The following is a 21,161-nucleotide window of genomic DNA, read 5'->3' on the forward strand; positions in this document are numbered from 1 at the left end:
GAGGGGCAGCATCTAGCCGGGGCCTACCTCGTGAACGAGGTTGCCCGAGACGGTGCCGGCGGCCACGCGCCGGACATGCAGCTCGACGGTGCCGTCGGGGCGGGGTGCGTTGGCCGGGCAGTACCAACGCCAGCGACCGGGGTTCCGTGGGGTCTCGACGGGACCTGCCTGGCCCGGGCGGTGCGGCAACCGCAACCAGGGGCGCAGGGTCCGCAGGATGGCGATGCCGGGGCACGGCCGGTGGTGACCGATCACCATCGCCGACACGCCGTCACCGGTCGCCCGACAGGAAGTTCCGTGGCGTCATGTCGGTGCGTGCCCGCCGATCCGCCAACGCAACAGCGCTCAAGAGGGCAATCCGCGCGGTCAGCAGGTGCCGAATTTCGGTTTCACAGTCAGATCCGCTCCCGGACGCGGCGTTGCGTCGCGGCTCACCGTCAGGAAACCCGTGAGCATTACGGCGGCTTATGCAGTTTTCGGGAATTCCACGACTGGCCTGCGGTGGGGTACGGGCTCGACCTACCCACGTCCCAACAATATCTAGTGATCTGCGTCACACCGATCAATAAATCCGATCGAAAGATAGATCTGCGACAGTGCAAACGCGTTCAGCTCATGGAAAATAATCGTATGCGATCTGCGCAGCAGAGTGGCAGACTGGCGTTGGGGCATGGAGATTGATGAATCAACGCTGAAGAATGTAGATCATTGCCTCGGGGGAGGGTGAGGAACATTAACGAGCAGAGTCTGTCACCCCGCGAGAAGGAGGTGCTCGTCCACTTTTCGGACGGCCTGACGTATGTGCAGATCGGTCGACGGATGAGCATATCCACCAGAACCGTGGACACCTATCTCCGGCGGATCAGAGAGAAGACCGGCATCAAGATAGGTGCTGATCTCGTGCGCCTCGGAATGGCGGTCGGCAAGGCCCACGGCAAGTGATCTCCAGCCGGATGCGGTTCCCGCAGCCACAGCTGCGGGAACCGTCGTTCAGGACACCTGGCCGGCGAACTGATCTCGGGCCATGACGGCCTGGCGGATGGCGTCGTAGGCGGCGCGGTGCGAGTCGATCTCCCGCCGCTGGTACGCCGATTCCACCGTGAACCAGATGCCCACCACGTTCGCCTCGCCTTTGCAGTGGATGTCCCTGGTGGCCACTGCGATCTCCTGGGAGGAGGCGGCATCCGCCTCGAACGCCGGATCGCCCATCACCGACAGCGGGTCAGCGTAGGAGAAACCGGCCTGCTGCATGCAGTCGGACCAGGCTCGAAACGCTGCGGTCACCCGGCTGTCACGCTTGGACTCCTCGAACGACCACATCTGGAGCCGACTGGCCTTGGCCACGTCGACGCCTGCGGGAACCTGTCGGGCCAGTTCGTCGTCGGCCTCACCCACGCAGCCACCGGCCGGCACCAGCTGGCCGCGAACCGTCGACCGTCCCGTCCCGTGCAGCGCGGTGATTCCGTCCGCGTCGAGGACCGGATTGGCGGGCCTGCCGGCCCGGGCCGGATCGCGGGTGCCGAGGCCATAGCCGTCGGTCCTGGCCAGCGCCAGGTCGGTGATGCCGTACCGACGGTCGGTCTCGCTGCGTGGGCCGTAGGCGCTGCCCGGAACCGCCTTGACCGGATAGCGGACGTCGAACCGGGCCAGGCATTTCTGGATCAGGCGCAGTCGAGCCGTGCCCAGGCGGTCACGTTGCTCGGCCGTGGGCAGGTAGTCCTCGATCGGAAGTCGCAGCTCGACGCTGCGCAGCAGGTGCGGCGGCGGTGCGGTGGAGGGCTCCCCGGCGTGCGCTGGTGTGCCGCTGGGAGTGCTGGTGCACGCCGCGAGGGCGACGACAGCGACGATCGCGACCAGCCCGGCCGCCACGCGATTGATGTTCATCATATCCTCGTTAGTGTCAGTCGGCAGTGGGGTACGAATGCCGCTGCTCCGCCCACTGTCAGTGGGCGGAGCAGCGGCCCGGCTCAGCAGGAGTAGGGCAAGTAGCGCGCCGAGGAGATCTTGTTCCTGAATTCCGTCGACGCGTTCCCGCGATAGCCCGGCGACAGGCAGCCGCTGTTGCCGCCGTAGTTCGCAGCGGTGTAGACCCACCAGTAGAACGTGTCCCGGTTGTGGTAGGACGCCGTGTTGTCGTTCACCGGGATTCCCGTGCCCGGGAAGGAGTCGTCGGCGAAGTTGCTGTCCGAGACGTACAGGTCGAAGACGGGCCCCTGCTGGTTCGGGGAGTAGTAGAGACCGAACTCCCCGCTTTCCAGCACGCCGTTCTTGCCGGTTGCCTGGGCCGGTGCGCCGAGGCTCAGCGCCGCGACACCTGCGGTCGCGATTGCCACCAGTGCGATCATTCCCCGCTTGATGTTCATGACTCTCCTTCTGGTCGTCGTTTTCTGCATGAGGTAATGCTCTCCGAAGTGGCCACGGCGGCGGAAGTCGCGAGGTTTCGCGGCTTGACCGATTGTCTCCACCGTGTTAATGACCTGACCAGATCTATATCGGCAATTGCGGGGTGACCAGGTCGATTGGTCCGGGGCGCGAGGGCTAGCAGGTTCTGGTCGGATGTGCGGTGCCGGACGACGGCGCGGGGTTATCAGAATCGGTCGCCGAGGGTGGTTACGGCGACGTTGGCGACGCCGTGTTCTGATGACGGCCCAGATGCGATCGACAGGGTTTTCCTGGGGTTGTACCGAGTGCCGGTGATGATCGCGCCGTCGGCGTCGGCGTCCGCCAGGTCCGGGGCAACCAGGAGGTCACAGCAGTTCAGGGCCAGTTCGCGGAGCTGTTCGTCGAGACCAGCCTCGGTCCACGACCGCAGTCGGCGGCAGCCCGACGGATGCTTCGGAGTCAGCGCGGCCATCTGGACCGAAACTCGATCGACGAGGAAGACCGTCCAGGCCCGGACTCCACAGTCACGAAGCGTAGAAAGCTCCGATGATTAACGGACCCGTACCCGTCTGCCAACTCAGGGTTCCGTCCACCCAGACACCCTGCCTGTTGCCCGTCGCCCTTAATCGGAGATGTTGAAACTGCGCAGACGCACATCGACGGCCGGGCCAGCTTTCGGTCGGGCAGTCACATTCATGACACTGTCGTGTGTGCCCGGACCACTGCTCGGACGATAAGCAGCCCACGCCCGATGCCGCCTCAGCCACCGACCGATAACACGGTATGCATCAGCGGGTCGTAGGTCTCGGTGCTGCGCACCAGCTCCACGCCGCGTGTTACCCGGACGTAGTGGATTCCCCGGTCCGGCTCCCTCCGATGCCCAACTCCTCGATGAGCTGCCACAGCGGCGTCAACGCCGCCTCCGGGTCCCGGCTGAACACGCTCCCCCGGATCCGGACGAACACGCAGTTGCCGACCCGTTCCAGCACCGCCTGCCGGCGCATGTCACTCTCCCACTGCTCCGGCCCGTGGTAGGCGTCCCCGTCGCACTCGATCGCCAGCCGCCGCCCGTCCGGCGCGGGCAGCACGAAGTCGATCCGGTACGAGCCGATCCGGAACTGCGGCAACGGCCGCAAGCCCCGGCGCAGCATCCGCCGCAGCACCTCGCGTTCGAAGTCGCTGTCGCAGCGCCGCTCCAGGTCGACGTAGGACTCCTCGGCGGTGGTGACGTCCTGGCAGTAGCGCAGCAGCAGCCCTCGGGCGTCGTCGGGGCGCAGGTCGTCGGGCTGCACCGAGTGGAACACCCAGAGCTGGTCGCGGGCCCGGGAGGCGGCGACGTTGACCCGACGGTGGTGGTCGCGTTTGGTGAACGCGGCGACCGGCCCCTGGTGCGGGGAGACGACCGTCGACACCAGCACCACGTCGCGTTCGTCGCCCTGGAAGGTGTAGGAGTCGCCGACGCGCAGCCGACGGCGTTCCATCTCCTCCGCGCCGATCTCCTCGCGCAGCCGGGCCAGCAGGTAGAGGGCCTGCCCGCTGGTGCTGAGCAGGCTGACCACGCCGACGCTGCGGCCCGCGTACGCCGGATCGGCGACGATCGCGGCGACCCGGCCGACAAGAGCTTCGGCCTCGGCGACGTTGACGTTGCCGTAGCCGGGCAGGTCCTGGCGGACGCCCTCGGGCACGTGCACGGCGACGACCGGGTCACCGATGCCGGCGGGCCGGTCGGTGCGCAACGGTTCGATCTCGCCGCCGTAGTAGGTGTCGCTGGAGAACCCGATGATCGCCGGCACCGACCGGAAGTGCTCGGTGAGCAGGATGCGCTCGGGCGAGCGGCGGACCGCGTGGTCGTAGAGGCTGCTCTCCGGGTCGAAGTGCTCGGCCGACGGCACGTCCACCAGATGTGAGTTGATCAGGCCGGTGACGCTGCCGACGAAGGAGAGCTGCGGCCCGATCTGCTGGTCGTCGCCGACCACGACGGCCCGTTCGGCGAGGGTGAGGACGGGCAGGGCGAACAGGTCGGCCTGCGACGCCTCGTCGACGATGACCACGTCGAAGCGCGCGCCCCCGGCGAACTGTTCGATGGCCCGGTCGACGGACATCACCCACACCGGCACGGCGTCCACGGCTGCGGTCATCGCCTTCTGGGCGTGGCCCTGCCACTGGGCGGCGTTCTTCCCCGTGCCCTTGCCGATCTTGCGCAGGGCGGTGGTCCAGTCGGCGAGGGCGGCCCGCCGCCGGTCGTCCAGCGCCAGCGACACCTCCAGCCAGGCGGACGCGACCACGAGTTCCCGGGTGAGCTGGCGGATGCGTTCCCGGGTGCGGTCGGCGCGCCGGCCCAGAGCCACCGGGTCGACGCTGCCGACGACCTGGTCGAACCAGGTCTGCGCGCGCCGCCACCGCCACCGGTCGAGGCAGTCCGCGCCGGTGCCGTGCAGGGCGACGGCGGTGCCGTCCTCGAACTGGGCGGTCCAGTCCGGGGCGACGGGCCGCAGCCGCCCGGTGAGCTGGGCGAAGCGTTGCGCCTCGGGGCGCAGGGCGGCGAGCCGGCGCACCTCGTCGAGCAGGGCGTCCCAGCCATCGAGGTCGCCCTGGTAGGCGTGGTCGAGCAGCCGCCACAGGTCGCTGGCCTCCACCCCGGACATGCCGCGCTGAAGCAGCGCGTCGAGCCGGTGCTCCTCGGCCACCAACTCGTCATGGACGAACACCGCAGTGGCCCGGCCGAGCAGGGCGATCAGCGCCGTCAGCCGGCGTACGTCGACGGTGTGTTCGGCGCGCGGCAACACCCGGCGGACGGTGCGCAGCAGCGTCGGCCAGCGCCGCCGGTCCCAGTCCAGCGCGGTGGCGGCGGCGGTGAGCAGCTGGCCGGTCCAGTATTCCGGCTCGTCGCCGACCTCGGCGGGCAGGCCGAGCGGCGCGCGCCACTGCGCCCACCGGGTGGCCAGCGCCTGCCGCAGCCGACGCCGGGTCACGTACGCGACGACGACGTCGACGTCCTCGGCGCTGCGCAGCACCTCGCCGTCGATCCGGCAGTCGGTGGCGATCCGGGCCAGGGTGCCCTGGAAGAGCTTGTTGACGCCCTTGCCGGCGGCGAAGCGTTGCCGCAGCTCGTCGAGCAGCGCCAGCAGTCGGCGCGGCTCGGTCAGGTGGAGCTCGGCGACGGCGACCTCGTGCCCGGCGACGACCCGGGCGGCGGCGGCCAGGTCGGCCAGCGCCTGCTGGCTGGCGGCCACGTGGTCCTCCCACCGGATCCGCCAGTTCGCGTCGGCCTGCAACAGCGCGCCGAGCCGGTCGGTCCACGCGCCCTCCCGCTCGGTGAGCAGGGTCGCCGCCTCCCGGAGCTGCCCGCCCAGCTCCTCCAGGGCGGGCTGCCCGACGGCGCGTACCTCGGCGATCAGCACCCCGGCGTCGGCGAGCCGGTCCAGTTCGTGCCGGGTCGCGGCCAGCTCCCGGCGGTCGTCCCGGATCGCCTCGGCGGTCGGCAGGTCGGCCACCGTCGGCAGCTCCCGCAACGCCTGCGCGCGGTCGGCTCGCCGGGTACGCCTGGCGATGTCGAGCAGGTCGCTGAACTCCTCCCCGGTCAGCGGGGCGGCCAGGTCGGGGGCGAGCGGGTCGGGGATGTCGCCGTAGCGGTCGGCCCGCTCGCGCAGCCACGCGCCGACGTCGCCGGGGGACAGCCGGATGCCGTCGATCTCGTACCTGGCGGATTCGTGTTCGGCGAGCGCGCGCAGGCCGGCCAGGGCGAGCCCGAGGTCCCGTTCGGCCTCCTCCAGTTGCCGGCGCAGCCGGTCGACCCGCTGCTGTTCGGCGCGACGGTCCAGGGTGGCGCCCCGGTCGGAGAGTTCCCGGGCGGCGAGCTGGAGCTGCACCAGCTGGTCGGCGGAGCGGCCGAGCACGGCCAGGCAGAGCGGCTGGATCTCCGCCGGCAGGCCGTCGCGCAGCACCCGCAGCGGGTCCTCCTTCTGCGCGACGACGAGCACCCGTTTGCCGTGCGCCATCAGGTGGCAGATCAGGTTACGGATGGTGTGCGTCTTGCCGGTGCCGGGCGGCCCCTGCACGGCGACGTTGCGGTGCTGGGCGAGCCGGCGGGCGATGGACTCCTGCGCCTCGTTGGTGGGCAGCGGCATGAGCAGCCGCTCCCCCAGCGGCTGCCACCGCTGCGGCTCGTCGTGCGGCATCTCCAGCCGGCTCGGCTCGTGGGCGAGGATCGCGGCGAGCGCGCCGATGCCGGTGGTGTCGCCGGCGAGCAGCCGGGCCCGCAGCTCCTCCAGGAAACGGCGCAGCATCCGCTGCCGGGGCCGGACGAACAGCACCCCGGTGTCGTGCACGTACCCGCCGGTGGGGGCGGGGGCGTCGGCGTCGCGCAGCACCGGGTCGTGGCCGAGGCGACGCAGCGCCCGTTCGAAGAACTCCCGCCTGTCGAACTCCGCCCAGACGTCGAGGTCGAGCTGCCCGCCGGACCCGGCCAGGGCCAGCAGTTGCCGCAGGTACCGTTCGTCGAGGCCGGTCAGCGGGTCGGTCTGCAACCGGGCCGGCCCCTGCGGCACCACCCGCACGACCGACCGGTCCGGGTCGTACTCGACGGCGACCGGGGTCACCACCAGCGGATACCGCACCTGGTGGCCGGCGACCTCGGTGTGGATGACGCCGTGACCCCAGACGAGTTCGTGGCTGGCGGCGGTCATGTCGACCCGGTGCATCAGGTCGAACAGGGCGCGGTGCAGTCGGCGTACCCGGTCGGTGCGGGCGGCCTGCTCGGCCCAGGGCCGCCAGTCCTGCTCCCGCCACTGCTCGAAGCGGGGTCGCAGCCGCGCGATGGTCTCCTCGTCGCCGGTCAGCCTCGGCTCGGCCGGGTAGGGCGGGGTGTCGGCGAGGTGCGCGACGAACTCGACGGGGGTCTTCAGCCGGCGGGGTGCCGCCGGTAGGCCGACCTGGAGCCAGCTCACCCCGTCGGCCGAGACGCCCACCTGGCAGTCCGGGTGCTCGGGCAGGTCGTGCTGCCAGAACACGTCCGCTGTGGGCACCGCGCGGGCCGGCTTCTCCAGTTGGGCACGCACGGCCATCAGGTAGTCGACCAGCGCGGTGGTGCGCTCCAGGATCAGCGCGGGCGATTCGATGTCGGACGTGGCGCGGGAGAGCATGCGGCACCTTTGCTGGCTGTGGCGGTCCCCGGCACCCTACCGGCGAATTCCTCCCGGACGGGACCTCCGGTCGGCATTCTTCACCCACGGCGGCGGTCAGCCGGTTTCGGCGTCCGCCCTCGCCAGGTTTTCCGGCAGGTCCTCGGCGTGGTAGACCCGTTCGGACGGCTCGATGCCGGCGAGGAACATCGCGTACACCGCCGCCATCCGCAGCCACGCCACCGGCCGCAGCAGCGCCACCGCCCGTTCCGGCCGGCAGCCCGGCACGTCGGCCCGCCAGCGTGCGCACCAGTCGGCGACGAGGGCGGCGGCCGTTCCGGCGGGCAGTTGCTCGGTCAGCCGGAGGATGTCGAAGGCCGGGTGGCCGACGAACGCGTCGCCCCAGTCGATGATGGTGTGTCGGTGCCCGTCGGCGCGGACGTTGCCGGGGTGCAGGTCGCCGTGCACGAGGGTGTCGGGCAACCCGCACCGGGTCACCTCGTCGAGCCGCGTCTCGACGTCGGCGAGCTGCTCGTGCGCCCGGTGCGGGGCGAGGGTCGCGCGCAGCCACCGGGCCAGGGCTGCGCCGCGCAGGTCCGGCACCCCGGCGGCGACGAGCCGGTCGGCGGCGGGCAGCGTGCGGACCTGGAGGGCGTGGTGCCGGGCGGCGATCGCGGCGCGTTCGGCGGGGTCGGCGCCGTAGCGGTCCTCCCCCGGCACGTGGTCGAGCAGCATCCGCCCCTCGTCGTCGGCGGCGAGCAGCCCCGGGGTGTCCGGGTCGTCGGCCAGCAGCCGCAGCACCGCCGCCTCGTGCCGGAAGAACACCGGAACCTGTTTGAGCCAGGCGGTGCCGTGCGGCCCGTCGAGCCGCCAGACCGCCGACAGGTTCCAGGTGCGCTCCTGGGTCGACACGGTGGCCGGCCGGCCCAGCCGGTCGAGCTGCGTGGCGGCCCACGCCAGGCTCGCCGCCGGCCCGCCCGGCTGCGCGTACGGCGCGCGCAGCGGATGCGCCGCCGGCTGCGCCACCTGCGCCGGCAGCAGCGGTACGCGCACCGGGCCGGACACCTCCGCCAGGTAGCTGACGTGGCCCCCGGGTGGCCGGCCGCGCCGCCCGACGAGCAGCCGCAGCACGGTCACCTCGACGCCGTACGCGGCGCGGGCCCCGGCGACGACCGCCGCCGCGTCCTGCCACCAGGGCACCGGCACGTCGAAGTCGGGTAGCGCGCCGAGCGGGCGGCCGGTGGCGTCGACCAGGACGAGGCGGACGGTACGGACCATGGCCGGACGGTAACGAGCCGCCCGGCGGGCGCGCGAGCCGAATACCGGCGGCGGTCAGCTCAGCTGCGCGGTGGCGAGGATGGCGTCGAGACCCCGGACGAAGAGGTCGTCATCGCTCCACCGGCCGTCGTCGAGGTGACCGGAGGCGGTGAGGGTGGGGTAGGCGGCGGCGTTGGCCTCAAGGTGCCGGCGGGCTTCGGCGCGTGCCTCGGGGTCGTCGGTCTGCCGCCAGGTGGCTTCGGTGAGGGCCGCGCCGATCACGTAGTTGGCCACCAACCGGGTCACCACGGCCAAGTGCCGGCCGGTGAGCCCGGCGCGGACCAGCGCGGCCTGGAGGAACTCCGTGCGGGCGAGGACGTGCGGGCCGAGCATGGGGCGGCCGATCAGGCTCGGCGCCCAGGGATGGCGGAGCATGGCCGCCCGCCATCCGCAGGTCAGCGTGCGGACGTCGGCGCGCCAGTCGGGGCCGGCGGCCGGTAGCGGCACCTCGCCGAAGATGTGGTCGACGGCCAGGTCGAGGACGTCGTCCCGGGTCGCGACGTGCCAGTAGAGGGCGGTGGGGGTGACGGCGAGGCGTTCGGCCAGCCGGCGCATGGTCAGCCCGTCGACGCCGGTGCGGTCGAGCAGGTCGACGGCCGCCGTCACGATCCGGTCCCGGGTCAGCGGGGTGGCCCGGCGGTTGCGGGCCGGCTCCGGCCGTAGCCAGATCGGGGCGGCCCGGCCATCCGGTCGTCCAGTGAATTCGGTCGCGTCCACCCGCAGCAGCCTAGTACCGTGCACAGTTAATTTAACGCTGTTAGATTAAGGTTCGCCGGTACCGTCCCCGGTGGACGGTGGTTACTCGCGGAAGGGCGGTGGCGACCGTGCCGCTGATGCGCATACAACTCGACAGCGACAGACACACCGCGCGCCGGGTGGTGGAACTGCACCGGGCCGGGAAGGTGCACCGCGAATCCCGGGACGCCGCCCGCGACGAGGTGTGGCGGCGGGGGCGCACCCCCGCCGCGGAACCCGTCTTCGTCGGCACCACCAACGGCGAGCCCGTCCGGCTCATCTACGACGTCGAGGTCTACCGGGACGTCGTCGCGTAGGCCCCGCCGGAGCCGCGGCCGGACACCCGTCGCGTTCTCCGGGGCCGCCAGCAGTGTCAGCGGACCGGGTCGTGGGTGCCCCGCGGGACGCCCGGCCGGCACCGGCGCAGCCGCTGCGCCGCCATCCGGCCACCCACGGCCAGGCCGTGCCGCTCGACGGCGGCCAGCCCGTACGCGCTGCACGTCGGGGTGTAGCGGCACCGGCCCGGCCAGCGGTGCGACAACCACCGCCGGTAGCCGAGGATCGCCGCCCGGCCCGCCCGGTCCACCACCGACGCCCGGCTCACCCGGGCAGTGGTCGCGCCGAGGGTCAACAGGAAGGAGAACAGGCCGAAGTCACAGCAGGGCAGGCCGTCACAACCGTCGCAGCCGTCGCAGTCGGCGTCACACCAGTCACGCTTCTTCTTGCGCTGCTTACGCTTGAAATGGATCACGCCGTACATGATGCGACGGCCCCGCCACCCTGCTGGCAGGTGCTTCTTCGCCGGCTGGGGTCGTTGCCCCGACGGGGCGCTCCCGAGTGGCGGGAGCGCCCCGTCGGGCTCGGACACGGTCGATGAGGCCCGAAGGCTAACGCCTCCGCTTGACGATCATCAACAATCCCAGCACGAGGCAGGCGACACCGAGCGCGACTGCCACGTACCTCGCTGCCGGGTCGATGTCATCAGCCAGGACCGCGACCCCAGCAGCCGCGAGTGCGCCGAGGAACGGCGTTGCCGTTGCTACGCCGACCTTCCAGTTGGGGCGGTCCCTGCCAGGATTTCCCACGACTTCCTCCAAACCATTAACACATGTCCATGACAGCGTCGATACCGAAAGGCAGCGAGAATACGGAGGCTTCGAAACCTACTACGGTAGCTGCCACCTGAATAGCTGCGGTGCCGGCGGTGATTCCTACCAGCGCAACTGAGCTTGCAACGAGGCTAATTGCTCCGACCGTGAGGAGCATGCCTGCCACGAAGCACTCTGAAGCCGCCCCGGTGGGGTCGATATTGTTCGTCGGATTGCAGGCAGCGTAGGCGTACCGGTTGCCGTGCTTCGGGTTGCCGATGAAGCTGAGGTTGTCCTGTTGGGTGAAGCGGCCCTGCGCCGAGTTGTACCAGCGTTGTCCGAACTTGGTGAAGCCGGTGCCCGAGTCGTACGTGCCGCCGGCGTAGCGGACCACATTGGTGGCCGCGCCGAGGTGGTACTCGTCGGTGAGGGTGCCGTTGCCGTAGGGGTCGTACCGGTAGGTCGCCGCCACGGTGCCGTCGGCCTTGACGATCGCGGCGGTGGAGCCGAGGGCGTCGAGGACGTACGCGTGGTCGGTGGTGCCGACCCGCAGACCCAGCGGGGTCCCGATCCCGTCACGCTCCACATAGGCGGTGGTGCCGCCCGCCGTCCAGGACTGCAACGAGGCCATCCCGTGCTGGTCCTCCAGGCCGTACTGCATGGTGGTGGTGCCGGCCCGGACCAGTTCGACCTGGTCGCTGCCGGCGTAGCCGTAGGTGGTGGCGTTCGCGCCGGTCATCTGCTTGGCCGGGTTGTACGTCACCGGGTTGACCGACGGCGTGCTGACCCGGGTCTGGTTGCCCCGGCCGTCGTAGGTGTTGTTGGTGGTGGTGACCTGGTTGGCGGAGTTGTAGGCCAGGGTCTGGGTGGTGCTGCCGTCGACCTTGACGCTGGTCCGGTTGCCGTTGCTGTCGTACGCGTAGTCGTAGGTCTTGCCGTTGTGGTTGGTGGCCTTGGTCAGCCGGTTGCCCTTGTCATAGGTGAACTGGCTTACCGCGCCGCTGACCTCGTCCTTCTGCCATTGACGCAGGCCGGTGTCGTCGGCCGTCGCCGTCGAGCAGGGCTGGCCGGAGGTGTACTTCGCGTAGCAGTAGGTGACGTCGAAGACGGTGGCCGGGCTCGCCGAGTTGCGGGTGGCGGTGATCCGGGTCGGCCGGTCCGACTTGTCGTACACCGTTTTGATCCGCATGGCGTACGCGCTGTTCGTCTCGTCGCTGGCGAAGTACGTGTTGAGCCGGTTGCCGTTCTTGTCGTACGAGAAGTTGTAGCGGGTGCCCCCGGCGGTGTCCATCCGGACCAGCCAGCTACGGGTGTTGTAGTAGTACCTCGTGGTGCCCCGGCCGTCGGTGAGCTCGGTCAGGTTACCGGCGACGTCGTACGCGTAGACGAACGTCGGGGTGCCCGGGTTGGTGCGCCGACGCAGCCGGTTGAGCTGGTCGTACTCCCACGTGGTGGTGCCCGAGGAGTCGACCCGGCTGATCACATTGCCGGCCCGGCCGTACTCGAAGGTGACCACGGTGAGGGTGCCGCAGCCGGAGTAGCTGATCTTCTGGACCCGGTCGTCCCTGCTCCACTGGTAGGTGGTCAGGCAGCCGTCGTCGACGGTCTCCAGCCGGCCCAGGTTGTCGTAGGTGAGGTTCTTCACGGCCAGCCCGTTGCCGGTCGGCGGGGTGACCTTGGTGATCTGCTTGTCGGAGTCGTAGGTGTAGGTGGTCGGGTTGCCGGTGTTGGCCGGGTCGGTCGAGGTCTTGACGGTGCCGTCGGTGTTGTAGTCGACCTCCGCCTCGGCGGCGAGCGCGTCGGCGGTCGAGGTGCGGTTGCCGGCGCCGTTGTAGGTGTAGGTCGAGCTGTTGCCCTGGGTGTCGATCGACGACGACGGCTGGAAGTTCGCGGTCGGGTTCGTCGCGGTCGCCGCGTTGGCGTAGGCGGCGGAGGCGCTGGCCCCGGTGGGCGAGGCCGACTTGGTCAGCGACTCGCCCGCGTTCGCGCCGTAGGTGTTGGTGACGGTGCCGTCCTCGGGGCTGACCGAGCTGGCCACGTCGCTGAACGGCGTGTACGTCTTGCTCCGGCTGTTGCCGGCCGGGTCGGTGACCTTCGTGACCCGCTTGTCGCCGTTGAGGTCGTAGGTGGTGTTCGGCACGTTCGCCACCGGCTGGGACAGGTCCTGCCGGGGGTCGGCCACCAGCGTCCGCGACGACGTCGGGTAGGCCAGCCGGGTGGTGGCGCCCTGCCCGGTGGCATTGTCGGTGACCTGGGTGAACGAGGTGACCCGGTGCTGACCGTCGTAGGTGATCGTGCTGTAGGTGTCGTCCTTGGTCCAGATCTTCACCAGGTCACCGGCGCTGTCGTACTCGAACGTCCAGCGGCGGGACGACGCCGGTGACTGGATGGCGCTGAGCCGGTTGTCGGCGTCGTACTCGTAGCTGACCTCGCGCAGGACGCCGTAGCCGTCGCTCTGCCGGTATTTCGTCAGCCGGTCACCGGTGTAGACCACGGTGGCCTTGCGGGCGTGGGGGCCACCCCGGTCGGAGGTCACCTGGGTCATCTTGCCGGCGCTGTAGACGAAGTCGGTGACGTTGCCGTTGCGGTCCTCGGTCTTCTCCAGCACCCCGGCGGAGGTGAAGAAGAGCACCCGCCCGCTGTCGTGCTCGGTCAGCTTCCAGCCGCTCCCGTCGTGGGCCAGGCCGGCCTTGAACTCGCCGGGCGTGGAGTAGCCGGAGCCGGAGACGGTGAACTTCCCGACCACCCCGTCGGCGGCGGCGTAGGTGACCGAGCCGTCGTCGGCCGGGTAGAGCCTGACGTCCACCCCGGAGCGGGTACGCCAACCGGGGCCGTGTGCGCCGACGGCCAGGTCGCCGCCGACGAGCAGGCTGTTGAAGCTCGCGCCGAGCGTCACGTTGTCGGCGACGCCGGGCAGGGTGAGGTCGGTGCTGCTCACCATCAGGTTGCCGGAGCCGACGTTGACCTTCGCCTCCAGCCGGTCGGTCAGCGAGAACGACAGTTGGGTGCCGTTGCGGACCGGGCCGGTGCCCCTGGGCACCACGGGTGCCGCCCCCGCGGCGGCACGGGCGGTGCGTCGGGTCGGGCTGTCGTAGAGCCAGACGTTCGTGCCGGACCGGGGGGACAGCAGCGCGGTGTCCGTCTTCGGCGCGGCGGACGTGTGCGCGGCGGCGGACGCCGGACCGCCGACGGGGGTGACGACCATGGAGGCGGCCAGCACGGTGGCCGCGACGCCCACGGTCGTGGTGCGTTTACCCATCAATACTCCCTATGTTTTCCACGGGAGGGATTCCCGTGGACGAAGCCATGCGGAAATTGCGCCCGACCGACCGGGTAAAGGGTCGGAAATGGGCGCACGGATACGACGTCGAGCGCCAATCGAACGGCTACGACGGAACGGTTATCGGTCAGCGCACAATGGCAGCGGGCGTGACCCGGGTCCACCGCCGGGCGGCGTCGAGCCGCTCAGACGTTGATCAGCAGCGGCGGCCCGACGCTGGCGTGAAGACCTGCCCTGCGGGCCGCCGACCAGCACCCCGGTGGGCCGGTGCGGCTCCGCCGGCTGAACAGGGTCGGCGGGCCGGGTTGTGGGCGCCATCAGCACGACGAGGACTTCGCCGATCGGTCAGGGGCGACGCCCGCACCGTGTCGGGCCGTGGGCGGCCGCCCGGCAGTGGGCAGTAACGCCGTCATCGACGGCGATTGTCCAGTACATGATCGACTCCCCCGTGAGTCAATTGCCATTAGACAAGCTTCTACCCGAGAAACTATCCGCCGACCTAATGGGTGTCAATGAAAAACACAATCAGGTAGGAGTAATGCCGAAATTACCATTCAACCGGACACCGATGTGACGATCCGTGTCCGGTCGGCAGGCCCCGCCTCGCGGGAAACACCCCCCGGGGGGTCTAGCGGTGGACGGTGCGGCGGACGCCGTCGTGGCCGGCGCAGGGCTTCGGCCGGCCACCGGTCAGGCTGACCGCGCCGTCGCGGCACAGCACCAGGTAGCCACGCCCGGCCCAGAACTGCGGCACGCAGTCGAACCAGTCGCAGACCCGGTGGTCGGGTTTACGGACGGGTTCGCCGCCGCAGTAGTCGTACCCCATAGGGTTGGCCGGGGCCCCGCAGCGCCGCTCCCGCACCACGGACGGCGACGGCTGCGGCGGCCCGGTACGCGGCCGGGTCACGCCCGGAGCGGGCGCGGCGGTGGCCGCCGCCGCCACCTCGGGGGTGACCGGCGGATCGGACCCGGCCAGCACCACCGGCACCACCAGGGTCAGCGCGGCGGCTACCGCGACGGTCCGCCGACCGCCGGGGACCCGGGCGCTGAACCGGGCCTGCGCGGGAGTGGCGATCGCCGGCCGGAACGGCGCACTCTCGGCATGGGTGGCGATCAACTCGTCGAGCTGGGCGAGGACGGCCGGCCGCTGCTCGATGGCGTCGGCGAAAGCCAGGGTCAGCACGAACCGGAACTCGGCCGCCGCGCCCGGCGGCAACAGCACGCCGGAGGTCTGCCGCCGGTCCAGGACCTGGATCAGGGTGACCGGGGCCGCCGGGTCGTGCAGCAGCCCGGTCATCCTCCCGTACGCCCACTCGCGCCGGCCCCGCCCGCCGACCAGGACCAGCCGACGGTTGGTGACCACCGCGATTCCGGCGTCGGTGGCCCGGACCCCGTCGGGCAGCCGGTGGCGCAACGGCCCCGACGCCGCCTCGACGACCAGGTCGGGGGCGGGCAGCACGGCGGTGTGCCGGACCTCGACCAGCTGCACGCCGGGCATCGTCCAGAGCACCGCCTCGCCGGGGCTCAACGCCAACGGCAGGCCGGCCCCGGCAGCCGCGGTGCCCCGCAGACCGACGGCGAGGGCACGCAGCCGACGCAGTTCGTCGTCGCGACGTCGCCAGGCCCGCTCGACGGTGCGGTAGACCCGCCGCCGTCGTTCGTTCTGCTGCCGTGCCCAGGTGTAGCGCCAGGTGGAACCCGTCGAATCAGTCATCGCCACGCCGACCCCTCCGCCGTGCGAGCCACCAACCGGGGTGTTCACCCGGCTCAACGGCAGGAACAAGACCGGCGGACCCGGCATTAGGGATTTACCACCCGATCGGGGGATGGAAATCTGTCGGACCACGACGAACCGCACGCCGGCTCACCTTCCGGTTCTCCGCCGTGCGGGGCGCTGCCAACGTCGGTAACGTCAGCCGCAGCCGGGCCGCGACGCCCGCACCGCCGATGCGAGGGGGGACCCGTGACCGGTCCGGACCACCGCCGCCGGGTGGTGCTCGGCGTCGACATCGGCACCACCAGCACCAAGACCGTGGCGTACGACACCGACGGCCACCAGCTCGCCAGCCACTCCGTCGGCTACCCGCTCGACGAGCCGCACCCCGGCTACGCCGAGCAGGACCCCCGGCTCATCTTCGACGCGGTGGTGGAGACCATCCGCACCGTCGTCACCGAACTGGGCGACGGCATCGCCGGCCTGTCGTTCAGCACCGCGATGCACAGCCTGATCGGCCTCGACCCGGACGGCGAGCCGCTCACCCCGTCGGTGACCTGGGCCGACTCCCGGGCCAGCAGCCAGGCCGAACGGCTGCGCGCCGCGCCCTGGGGGCTGGCCCTGCACCGACGCACCGGCACCCCCGTGCACCCGATGGCCCCACTGCCGAAACTCCTCTGGTACGCCGAGCAGGAACCGACGCTGCACGAGCGGGTCGCCCACTGGGTCGGCATCAAGGACTACGTGCTGCTGCGGCTGACCGACACGCTGGTCACCGACCACTCGGTCGCCTCGGCCACCGGCCTGATGGACATCCACCAGCTCGCCTGGGACTCCCAGGCGCTCCGCGTCGCCCAGATCACCGGGGAGCAGCTTCCCCGGCTCGTCCCCACCACCACCGTCCTGCCGGGGCTGACCGCCCGCGCCGCCATCGCCACCGGCCTGCCCGCCGACACCCCGGTCGTGGTCGGCGCGGGCGACGGCCCGCTGGCCAACCTGGGCCTCGGCGCGGTACGCCCCGGCGTCGTCGCCTGCTCCATCGGCACCTCCGGGGCGATGCGGGTGGCCGTCGAACGTCCCGCCGTCGACCCGCTCGGCGGGGTGTTCTGCTATGCCCTCACCGAGGACCGGTGGGTCGTCGGCGGGGCGATCAACAACGGCGGGATCGTGCTCCAGTGGGCCGGTGACACCCTCGCCCCCGAGTTCGGCGAGCACGGGGAGGAGGAACTGCTCGCGCTGGCCGCCACCGCACCGGTCGGCTCCGGCGGGCTGATCATGCTGCCGTACCTGCTCAGCGAGCGGGCCCCGCACTGGAGCGCGCTGCCGCGCGGGGCGTACGTCGGGCTGACCCACGGGCACCGCCGCGAGCATCTCGTCCGGGCCGCACTGGAGGGGGTCTGCCAGCAGCTCGCCCTGGTCCTGGCGTCGGTCCGGGCGGCCGGCAACGAGGTCCGTGAGGTACGCGCCAGCGGCGGCTTCGCCCGTAGCCCACTGTGGCGGCAGATGCTCGCCGACGCGCTCGACATGCCGGTGCGGTTCCCCGCCGGCCACGAGGGCTCCAGCTTCGGCGCGGCGCTGCTCGGCATGCAGGCGCTCGGGCTGATCGACTCCGTCGACGTCGCCGCCGACCTGGTCCGCATCGACGAGACGGTACGCCCCGAGCCGGCCTCCGCCGCCACCTACGCCGCCCTGCTCCCCCTGCACGCCGAGCTGTACGACGCACTGGTGCCCACCTTCGCGTCGCTGCGCCGACTGGCCCCCAGCCTGCCGGCGGAGCCACCACCCACCCCCGCACCCATGTGACCGCCCGCCCCACGTCGGGCCGGACCCCGTCCGAAGGTCGTGATCGCCGTGCTCACCCTCCTCGCCGCACCTGCGGAACCGGCCACCAGCGCCGGTGACGCCCAGCTCGTCGTGGCCGCCCTGCTGGGCATCGCCGCGGTCGTCCTGCTCATCGCCTGGGGCAAGGTGCACCCCTTCCTGGCGTTGATCCTCGGCGCGGCGGTGCTCGGCGTGGTCGCCGCCATGGCCCCCGACACGATGATCGAGTCGTTCAGCGCCGGGGTCGGCTCCACGGTCGGCGGGGTGGGTCTGCTGATCGCCCTCGGCGCGATGATCGGCGGGCTGCTCGCCGAGTCGGGCGGGGCGGACGGCATCGTCAACCGGGTCGTCGGGCGGGTCTCCGGCACCGCCCTGCCCTGGGCCATGGCCGGGGTCGCCGCACTGATCGGCCTACCGCTGTTCTTCGAGGTCGGCGTGGTGCTGCTGGTGCCGATCGTGCTGCTGGTCTCGCTGCGCACCGACGTACCGCTGATGAAGATCGGCATCCCGGCGCTGGCCGGCCTGTCGGTGCTGCACGGCCTCGTCCCGCCACACCCCGGCCCGCTGGTGGCGATCTCCTCCCTCGACGCCGACCTGGGGCTCACCCTCGGGCTGGGCCTGATCATCGCCATCCCCACCGTGATCGTCGCCGGCCCGGTGTTCGGCAACTTCATTGCGCGCTACGTGCCGGCCACCGCCCCGGCCGCGCTGCTGCCCACCCGGCAACCGGCCACCACCGGCGGTGGCCGGCGCGGGCCGGGCAGCCCCGCCGTCGGCCGCGGGTCGGACGGCCGGGACACCGGGCGGGGACCGGCCGGCGACGACGACCTGCTCATCGACGACGACCTGGTCAACCCGGGCTCCGGCCGGCCGGGCGCACCGGTCGACGACAGCGGCACCGAGACGGCCCGGCGTACCCCCAGGTTCTGGCCGGCGGTGCTCACCGTGTTGCTGCCGGTGGTGCTGATGCTGCTGCGCGCGGTCGGCGAACTGACCCTGACCGAGGGCACCGTCGCCCGGCAGGCCCTCGACATCGCCGGGGCGCCGATCGTGGCGCTGCTGGCCGGGGTGATCGTCGCCATGTTCACCCTCGGCTACCAGGCCGGGTTCAGCCGCAGCCAGGTCTCCTCGGTGCTCGGCGGCTCGCTGCCGCCGATCGCCGGCATCCTGCTCATCGTCGCCGCCGGCGGCGGCTTCAAGCAGGTGCTGGTGGACGCCGGGGTGGGCGACCTGGTCGCCGACGCGGCCAAGGACGCCAACCTCTCCCCGCTGCTGCTGGGCTGGCTGGTCGCCGTGGGCATCCGGGTCGCCACCGGCTCGGCGACGGTCGCCACGATCACCGCTGCCGGCATCGTCGCCCCGTTGGCGGCCACCCTGGACCGTCCCGAGGTGGCGCTGCTGGCCCTGGCCGTCGGCTGCGGTTCGCTGTTCTTCTCGCACGTCAACGATGCCGGCTTCTGGCTGGTCAAGGAGTATTTCGGGCTGACCGTGGGGCAGACGATCAAGAGCTGGTCGGTACTGGAGACGATCATCTCGGTGGTCGGCTTCGCCGGCGTACTCCTCCTCGACCTGCTCCTGTAGGTCCCCGCGCCAGTGCCGGCCGGGGTCGGGCGGGGTCAGGCGCCGGGGATGTTGCGGGGCGGGTCCTCGCCGATCAGGCCGGCCTCCGGCTGGTCCGCCGACACGGGCAGGCCGAAGTCCGCGTAGGTCAGGTCGAGCGCCGAGGTCTTGCCCGGCTCGCCGGACAACTCGATCCGGTAGCGGACCAGCCGCCCCTGCGCGTCCACCGTCGCGGTGAACGGCACCGTGGCGGCCCGCTCGCCGAGCACCCCACCCACCCCCTCGCCGAGCACCTCGGTGCTGCGCCGCAGGTCCAGGGTCCCGGCGTAGGCCCGTTCGCCGGTGGCGCGTACCTCGGTGGCCGCGCCGAGCGTGCTGGCCAGCCGGGTGTTGTCCAGCCCGGTCCGCTTCCCGGCGGCCGCCTCGACGGTGCCCAGGTGCCACCAGGTACGCCCGTCCCAGACCGGCACCCGCCGGTCCGGGGCGGTCACCTTCACGTAGACGTCGGTGCCGGTGACGAGCCGCTCGATGACCACCTTGCCGTTGGCCACGGCCAACGTCGTCGTCTCCCGCCCGCGCCGCCCCCTCGGGTCCCAGACCAGGGTGGTGGTGTCCCCGCCGCTCGCGCCGTCGCCCAGGGTCAACCGGTAGGACTGCTGGTCGATCCGCTGCGCGGCGGTGGCCAGTACGGCGGCCGGCTCGGTCGGGGCCGCTGCGGTCGTGGACCCGGCGGTCGGTGTCGGTCCCGCACCGCTGTCGTCCGAGGTGCAGCCGGCCGCCGTCACCAGCGCGACGAGGGCGGCCGTGGCGGCGGCCAGCTTCGGGTGCTTCACGGCGGTCTCCCCGGGGTGGCGCGCCCGCCGGCCGAGCCGATCGACGCTGGTGACAGAGCGGTCGCGCCAGCCTAGCCCGGCACCCGGCCACCGACCGGGCACCCCCGATCAGGGGCCGGTCAGGGGGCCTCGACTGCGGAGATGCGGTAGCGGTGCACCTCCGCGCCACGGATCGCCGCGACCTGCTCCTGCTCCGGGCCGGACCCCCGGAACGCCAGCAGCTCGTCGTCGGACTCCCAGCGTTCGTAGACGTTGATCCGGCCCGGCTCGACCAGGTCGGCGCCGATGGCGAAGTCGACGCAGCCGGGCGCCGAGCGGGCCTGCCGGACCACCTCCACGCAGGAGGCCAGGTAGGTGTCCCGCTCGGCGGGGTCGACGTAGAGACTTCCGGCGACGATGAACACGGGCGACCTCCGGTGGGTGGGCGGGACGAACCCCCATCCTCACCCACCGCAGGAGGCACCGTTCAGGCCCGGCTGATCGCGTTGGCGTGGATCGCCTCCGCCAGGTACTCCGCCAACCCCGGGGCGATCGCCTCGTAGAAGGCGGTGAACCGGGGATCGGCCAGGTACATGTCGGCCAGCCCGGTGTGCACCTCGTACGAGCAGTCGTAGAACCAGCGGACGATGAGCTGCCGGTGCTCCTCGGCCAGCGCCATCACCTCCGCCGAGTCGGCGGGCGTCCCGGCGGTCAGCGCCGCCACGATCTGCCGGCCCCAGTCCTCCTGCTCCGCCTTGATGCGCAGCCAGTCCTCCTTCGAGTAGTTCGCCGCCCGCTGGGTCGACACCCGGTACGCCTCGGTGTCGCCCCAGCGCTGCCGCGCCTCCTCGGCGTGCTCCTCCGGATCGACGTCGCCGAAGACCTCGAACCGTTCCTCCGGGGTCAGGTTGATCTCCATCCGTCTCGCCTCCATCGCGATCTCGATCGCGGCGACCATCTCCTGGAGCTTCCCGATCCGCCCGCTCAACAGCTCGTGCTGCCGGCGCAGGTGCGCCGCCGGGTCGGCATCCGGGTCGTCGAGGATCACCGCGATCTCCTCCAGCGGAAACCCCAGCTCCCGGTAGAAGCGGATGTGCTGCAACCGCTCCAGGTCCGCGTCGTCGTAGCGGCGGTAGCCGGCCGGCGTCCGGCCGCTCGGCGAGAGCAGCCCGATATCGTCGTAGTGGTGCAGCGTCCGGACCGTCACCCGGGCCGCCTTCGCCACCTGACCCACCGTGTACGCCATGGTTTCCTCCCTTCCGGCACCAAGGCTCCGGCCTGCCGCGACGTGAGGGTCAAGCCCGATTCTGCGCCGGTGGACCGGGCCGGGCC

General features: G+C 71.6%; 17 protein-coding genes. 4 read left to right on the forward strand and 13 right to left on the reverse strand.

Going from position 1 to position 21,161, the window contains the following annotated elements; translation table 11 throughout:
* Positions 1 to 12: 12 nt before the first annotated feature.
* Positions 13 to 258: an FAD-binding oxidoreductase gene (locus tag ACN267_RS18805; RefSeq protein WP_421490447.1), complete on the reverse strand. Its 246-nt coding sequence runs from the start codon at positions 256 to 258 to the stop codon at positions 13 to 15.
* 465 nt (positions 259 to 723) lie between these two features.
* On the opposite strand from ACN267_RS18805, the gene ACN267_RS18810 reads away from it, so the two are divergent.
* The gene (locus ACN267_RS18810) at positions 724 to 942 is read left to right on the forward strand and encodes a response regulator transcription factor (protein ID WP_421489251.1); all 219 of its coding nucleotides are present in this window, start codon (positions 724 to 726) and stop codon (positions 940 to 942) included.
* Between the two features lie 48 nt (positions 943 to 990).
* Here ACN267_RS18810 and ACN267_RS18815 read toward each other — a convergent pair whose 3' ends face one another.
* The 6 genes from ACN267_RS18815 to ACN267_RS18840 form a co-directional block, all read right to left on the reverse strand.
* Positions 991 to 1,884, reverse strand: a complete 894-nt coding sequence (locus ACN267_RS18815; protein WP_421489252.1) for a hypothetical protein — start codon at positions 1,882 to 1,884, stop codon at positions 991 to 993.
* A gap of 83 nt (positions 1,885 to 1,967) precedes the next feature.
* Entirely contained in the window at positions 1,968 to 2,363 is a 396-nt protein-coding gene (locus ACN267_RS18820; RefSeq protein WP_421489253.1) for a peptidase inhibitor family I36 protein, read from the reverse strand.
* 224 nt (positions 2,364 to 2,587) lie between these two features.
* Entirely contained in the window at positions 2,588 to 2,854 is a 267-nt protein-coding gene (locus tag ACN267_RS18825; RefSeq protein WP_421489254.1) for a hypothetical protein, read from the reverse strand.
* Between the two features lie 364 nt (positions 2,855 to 3,218).
* Positions 3,219 to 7,523 (reverse strand): AAA domain-containing protein, encoded by a 4,305-nt coding sequence (locus tag ACN267_RS18830; protein ID WP_421489255.1) that lies wholly within the window; start codon positions 7,521 to 7,523, stop codon positions 3,219 to 3,221.
* A 96-nt stretch (positions 7,524 to 7,619) separates the two neighbouring features.
* Positions 7,620 to 8,780: a phosphotransferase family protein gene (locus tag ACN267_RS18835; RefSeq protein WP_421489256.1), complete on the reverse strand. Its 1,161-nt coding sequence runs from the start codon at positions 8,778 to 8,780 to the stop codon at positions 7,620 to 7,622.
* Between the two features lie 54 nt (positions 8,781 to 8,834).
* Positions 8,835 to 9,536 carry a TetR/AcrR family transcriptional regulator C-terminal domain-containing protein gene (locus ACN267_RS18840; protein ID WP_421489257.1) on the reverse strand — a complete coding sequence of 234 codons (702 nt, stop codon included), beginning with the start codon at positions 9,534 to 9,536 and terminating at the stop codon, positions 8,835 to 8,837.
* Positions 9,537 to 9,652: 116 nt separating this feature from the next.
* Between ACN267_RS18840 and ACN267_RS18845 the strand changes: the two genes are divergently transcribed.
* Positions 9,653 to 9,871: a hypothetical protein gene (locus ACN267_RS18845; RefSeq protein WP_421489258.1), complete on the forward strand. Its 219-nt coding sequence runs from the start codon at positions 9,653 to 9,655 to the stop codon at positions 9,869 to 9,871.
* Positions 9,872 to 9,927: 56 nt separating this feature from the next.
* On the opposite strand, the gene yidD is transcribed toward ACN267_RS18845, so the two are convergent.
* The 3 genes from yidD to ACN267_RS18860 form a co-directional block, all read right to left on the reverse strand.
* Positions 9,928 to 10,314: a membrane protein insertion efficiency factor YidD gene (gene yidD / locus ACN267_RS18850; protein ID WP_421489259.1), complete on the reverse strand. Its 387-nt coding sequence runs from the start codon at positions 10,312 to 10,314 to the stop codon at positions 9,928 to 9,930.
* 341 nt (positions 10,315 to 10,655) lie between these two features.
* Complete coding sequence (locus tag ACN267_RS18855; RefSeq protein ID WP_421489260.1) at positions 10,656 to 13,901, reverse strand: RHS repeat domain-containing protein; 3,246 nt, start codon at positions 13,899 to 13,901, stop codon at positions 10,656 to 10,658.
* Between the two features lie 649 nt (positions 13,902 to 14,550).
* Complete coding sequence (locus ACN267_RS18860) at positions 14,551 to 15,642, reverse strand: hypothetical protein (protein WP_204956598.1); 1,092 nt, start codon at positions 15,640 to 15,642, stop codon at positions 14,551 to 14,553.
* A gap of 243 nt (positions 15,643 to 15,885) precedes the next feature.
* Here ACN267_RS18860 and ACN267_RS18865 point away from each other — a divergent pair, with 243 nt between their 5' ends.
* Together ACN267_RS18865 and ACN267_RS18870 are read left to right on the forward strand one after the other, a co-directional pair.
* On the forward strand, positions 15,886 to 17,439 hold the full coding sequence (locus tag ACN267_RS18865) for a gluconokinase (RefSeq protein WP_421489261.1): 1,554 nt from the start codon (positions 15,886 to 15,888) through the stop codon (positions 17,437 to 17,439).
* Positions 17,440 to 17,487: 48 nt separating this feature from the next.
* The gene (locus ACN267_RS18870; RefSeq protein WP_421490448.1) at positions 17,488 to 19,038 is read left to right on the forward strand and encodes an SLC13 family permease; all 1,551 of its coding nucleotides are present in this window, start codon (positions 17,488 to 17,490) and stop codon (positions 19,036 to 19,038) included.
* 35 nt (positions 19,039 to 19,073) lie between these two features.
* Here the strand turns inward: ACN267_RS18870 and ACN267_RS18875 are convergent, their stop codons facing one another.
* The 3 genes from ACN267_RS18875 to ACN267_RS18885 form a co-directional block, all read right to left on the reverse strand.
* On the reverse strand, positions 19,074 to 19,850 hold the full coding sequence (locus ACN267_RS18875) for a hypothetical protein (RefSeq protein ID WP_204956597.1): 777 nt from the start codon (positions 19,848 to 19,850) through the stop codon (positions 19,074 to 19,076).
* Positions 19,851 to 19,969: 119 nt separating this feature from the next.
* On the reverse strand, positions 19,970 to 20,254 hold the full coding sequence (locus ACN267_RS18880) for a putative quinol monooxygenase (RefSeq protein WP_204956596.1): 285 nt from the start codon (positions 20,252 to 20,254) through the stop codon (positions 19,970 to 19,972).
* Positions 20,255 to 20,316: 62 nt separating this feature from the next.
* A complete protein-coding gene (locus ACN267_RS18885; RefSeq protein WP_281900270.1) occupies positions 20,317 to 21,075 on the reverse strand; it encodes a MerR family transcriptional regulator in 759 nt (252 codons plus the stop codon).
* Between the last annotated feature and the right edge of the window lie 86 nt (positions 21,076 to 21,161).

Origin of the sequence: Micromonospora sp. WMMD734 (assembly GCF_049178975.1) — a bacterium.
Classification (GTDB): Bacteria; Actinomycetota; Actinomycetes; order Mycobacteriales; family Micromonosporaceae; genus Micromonospora; species Micromonospora wenchangensis.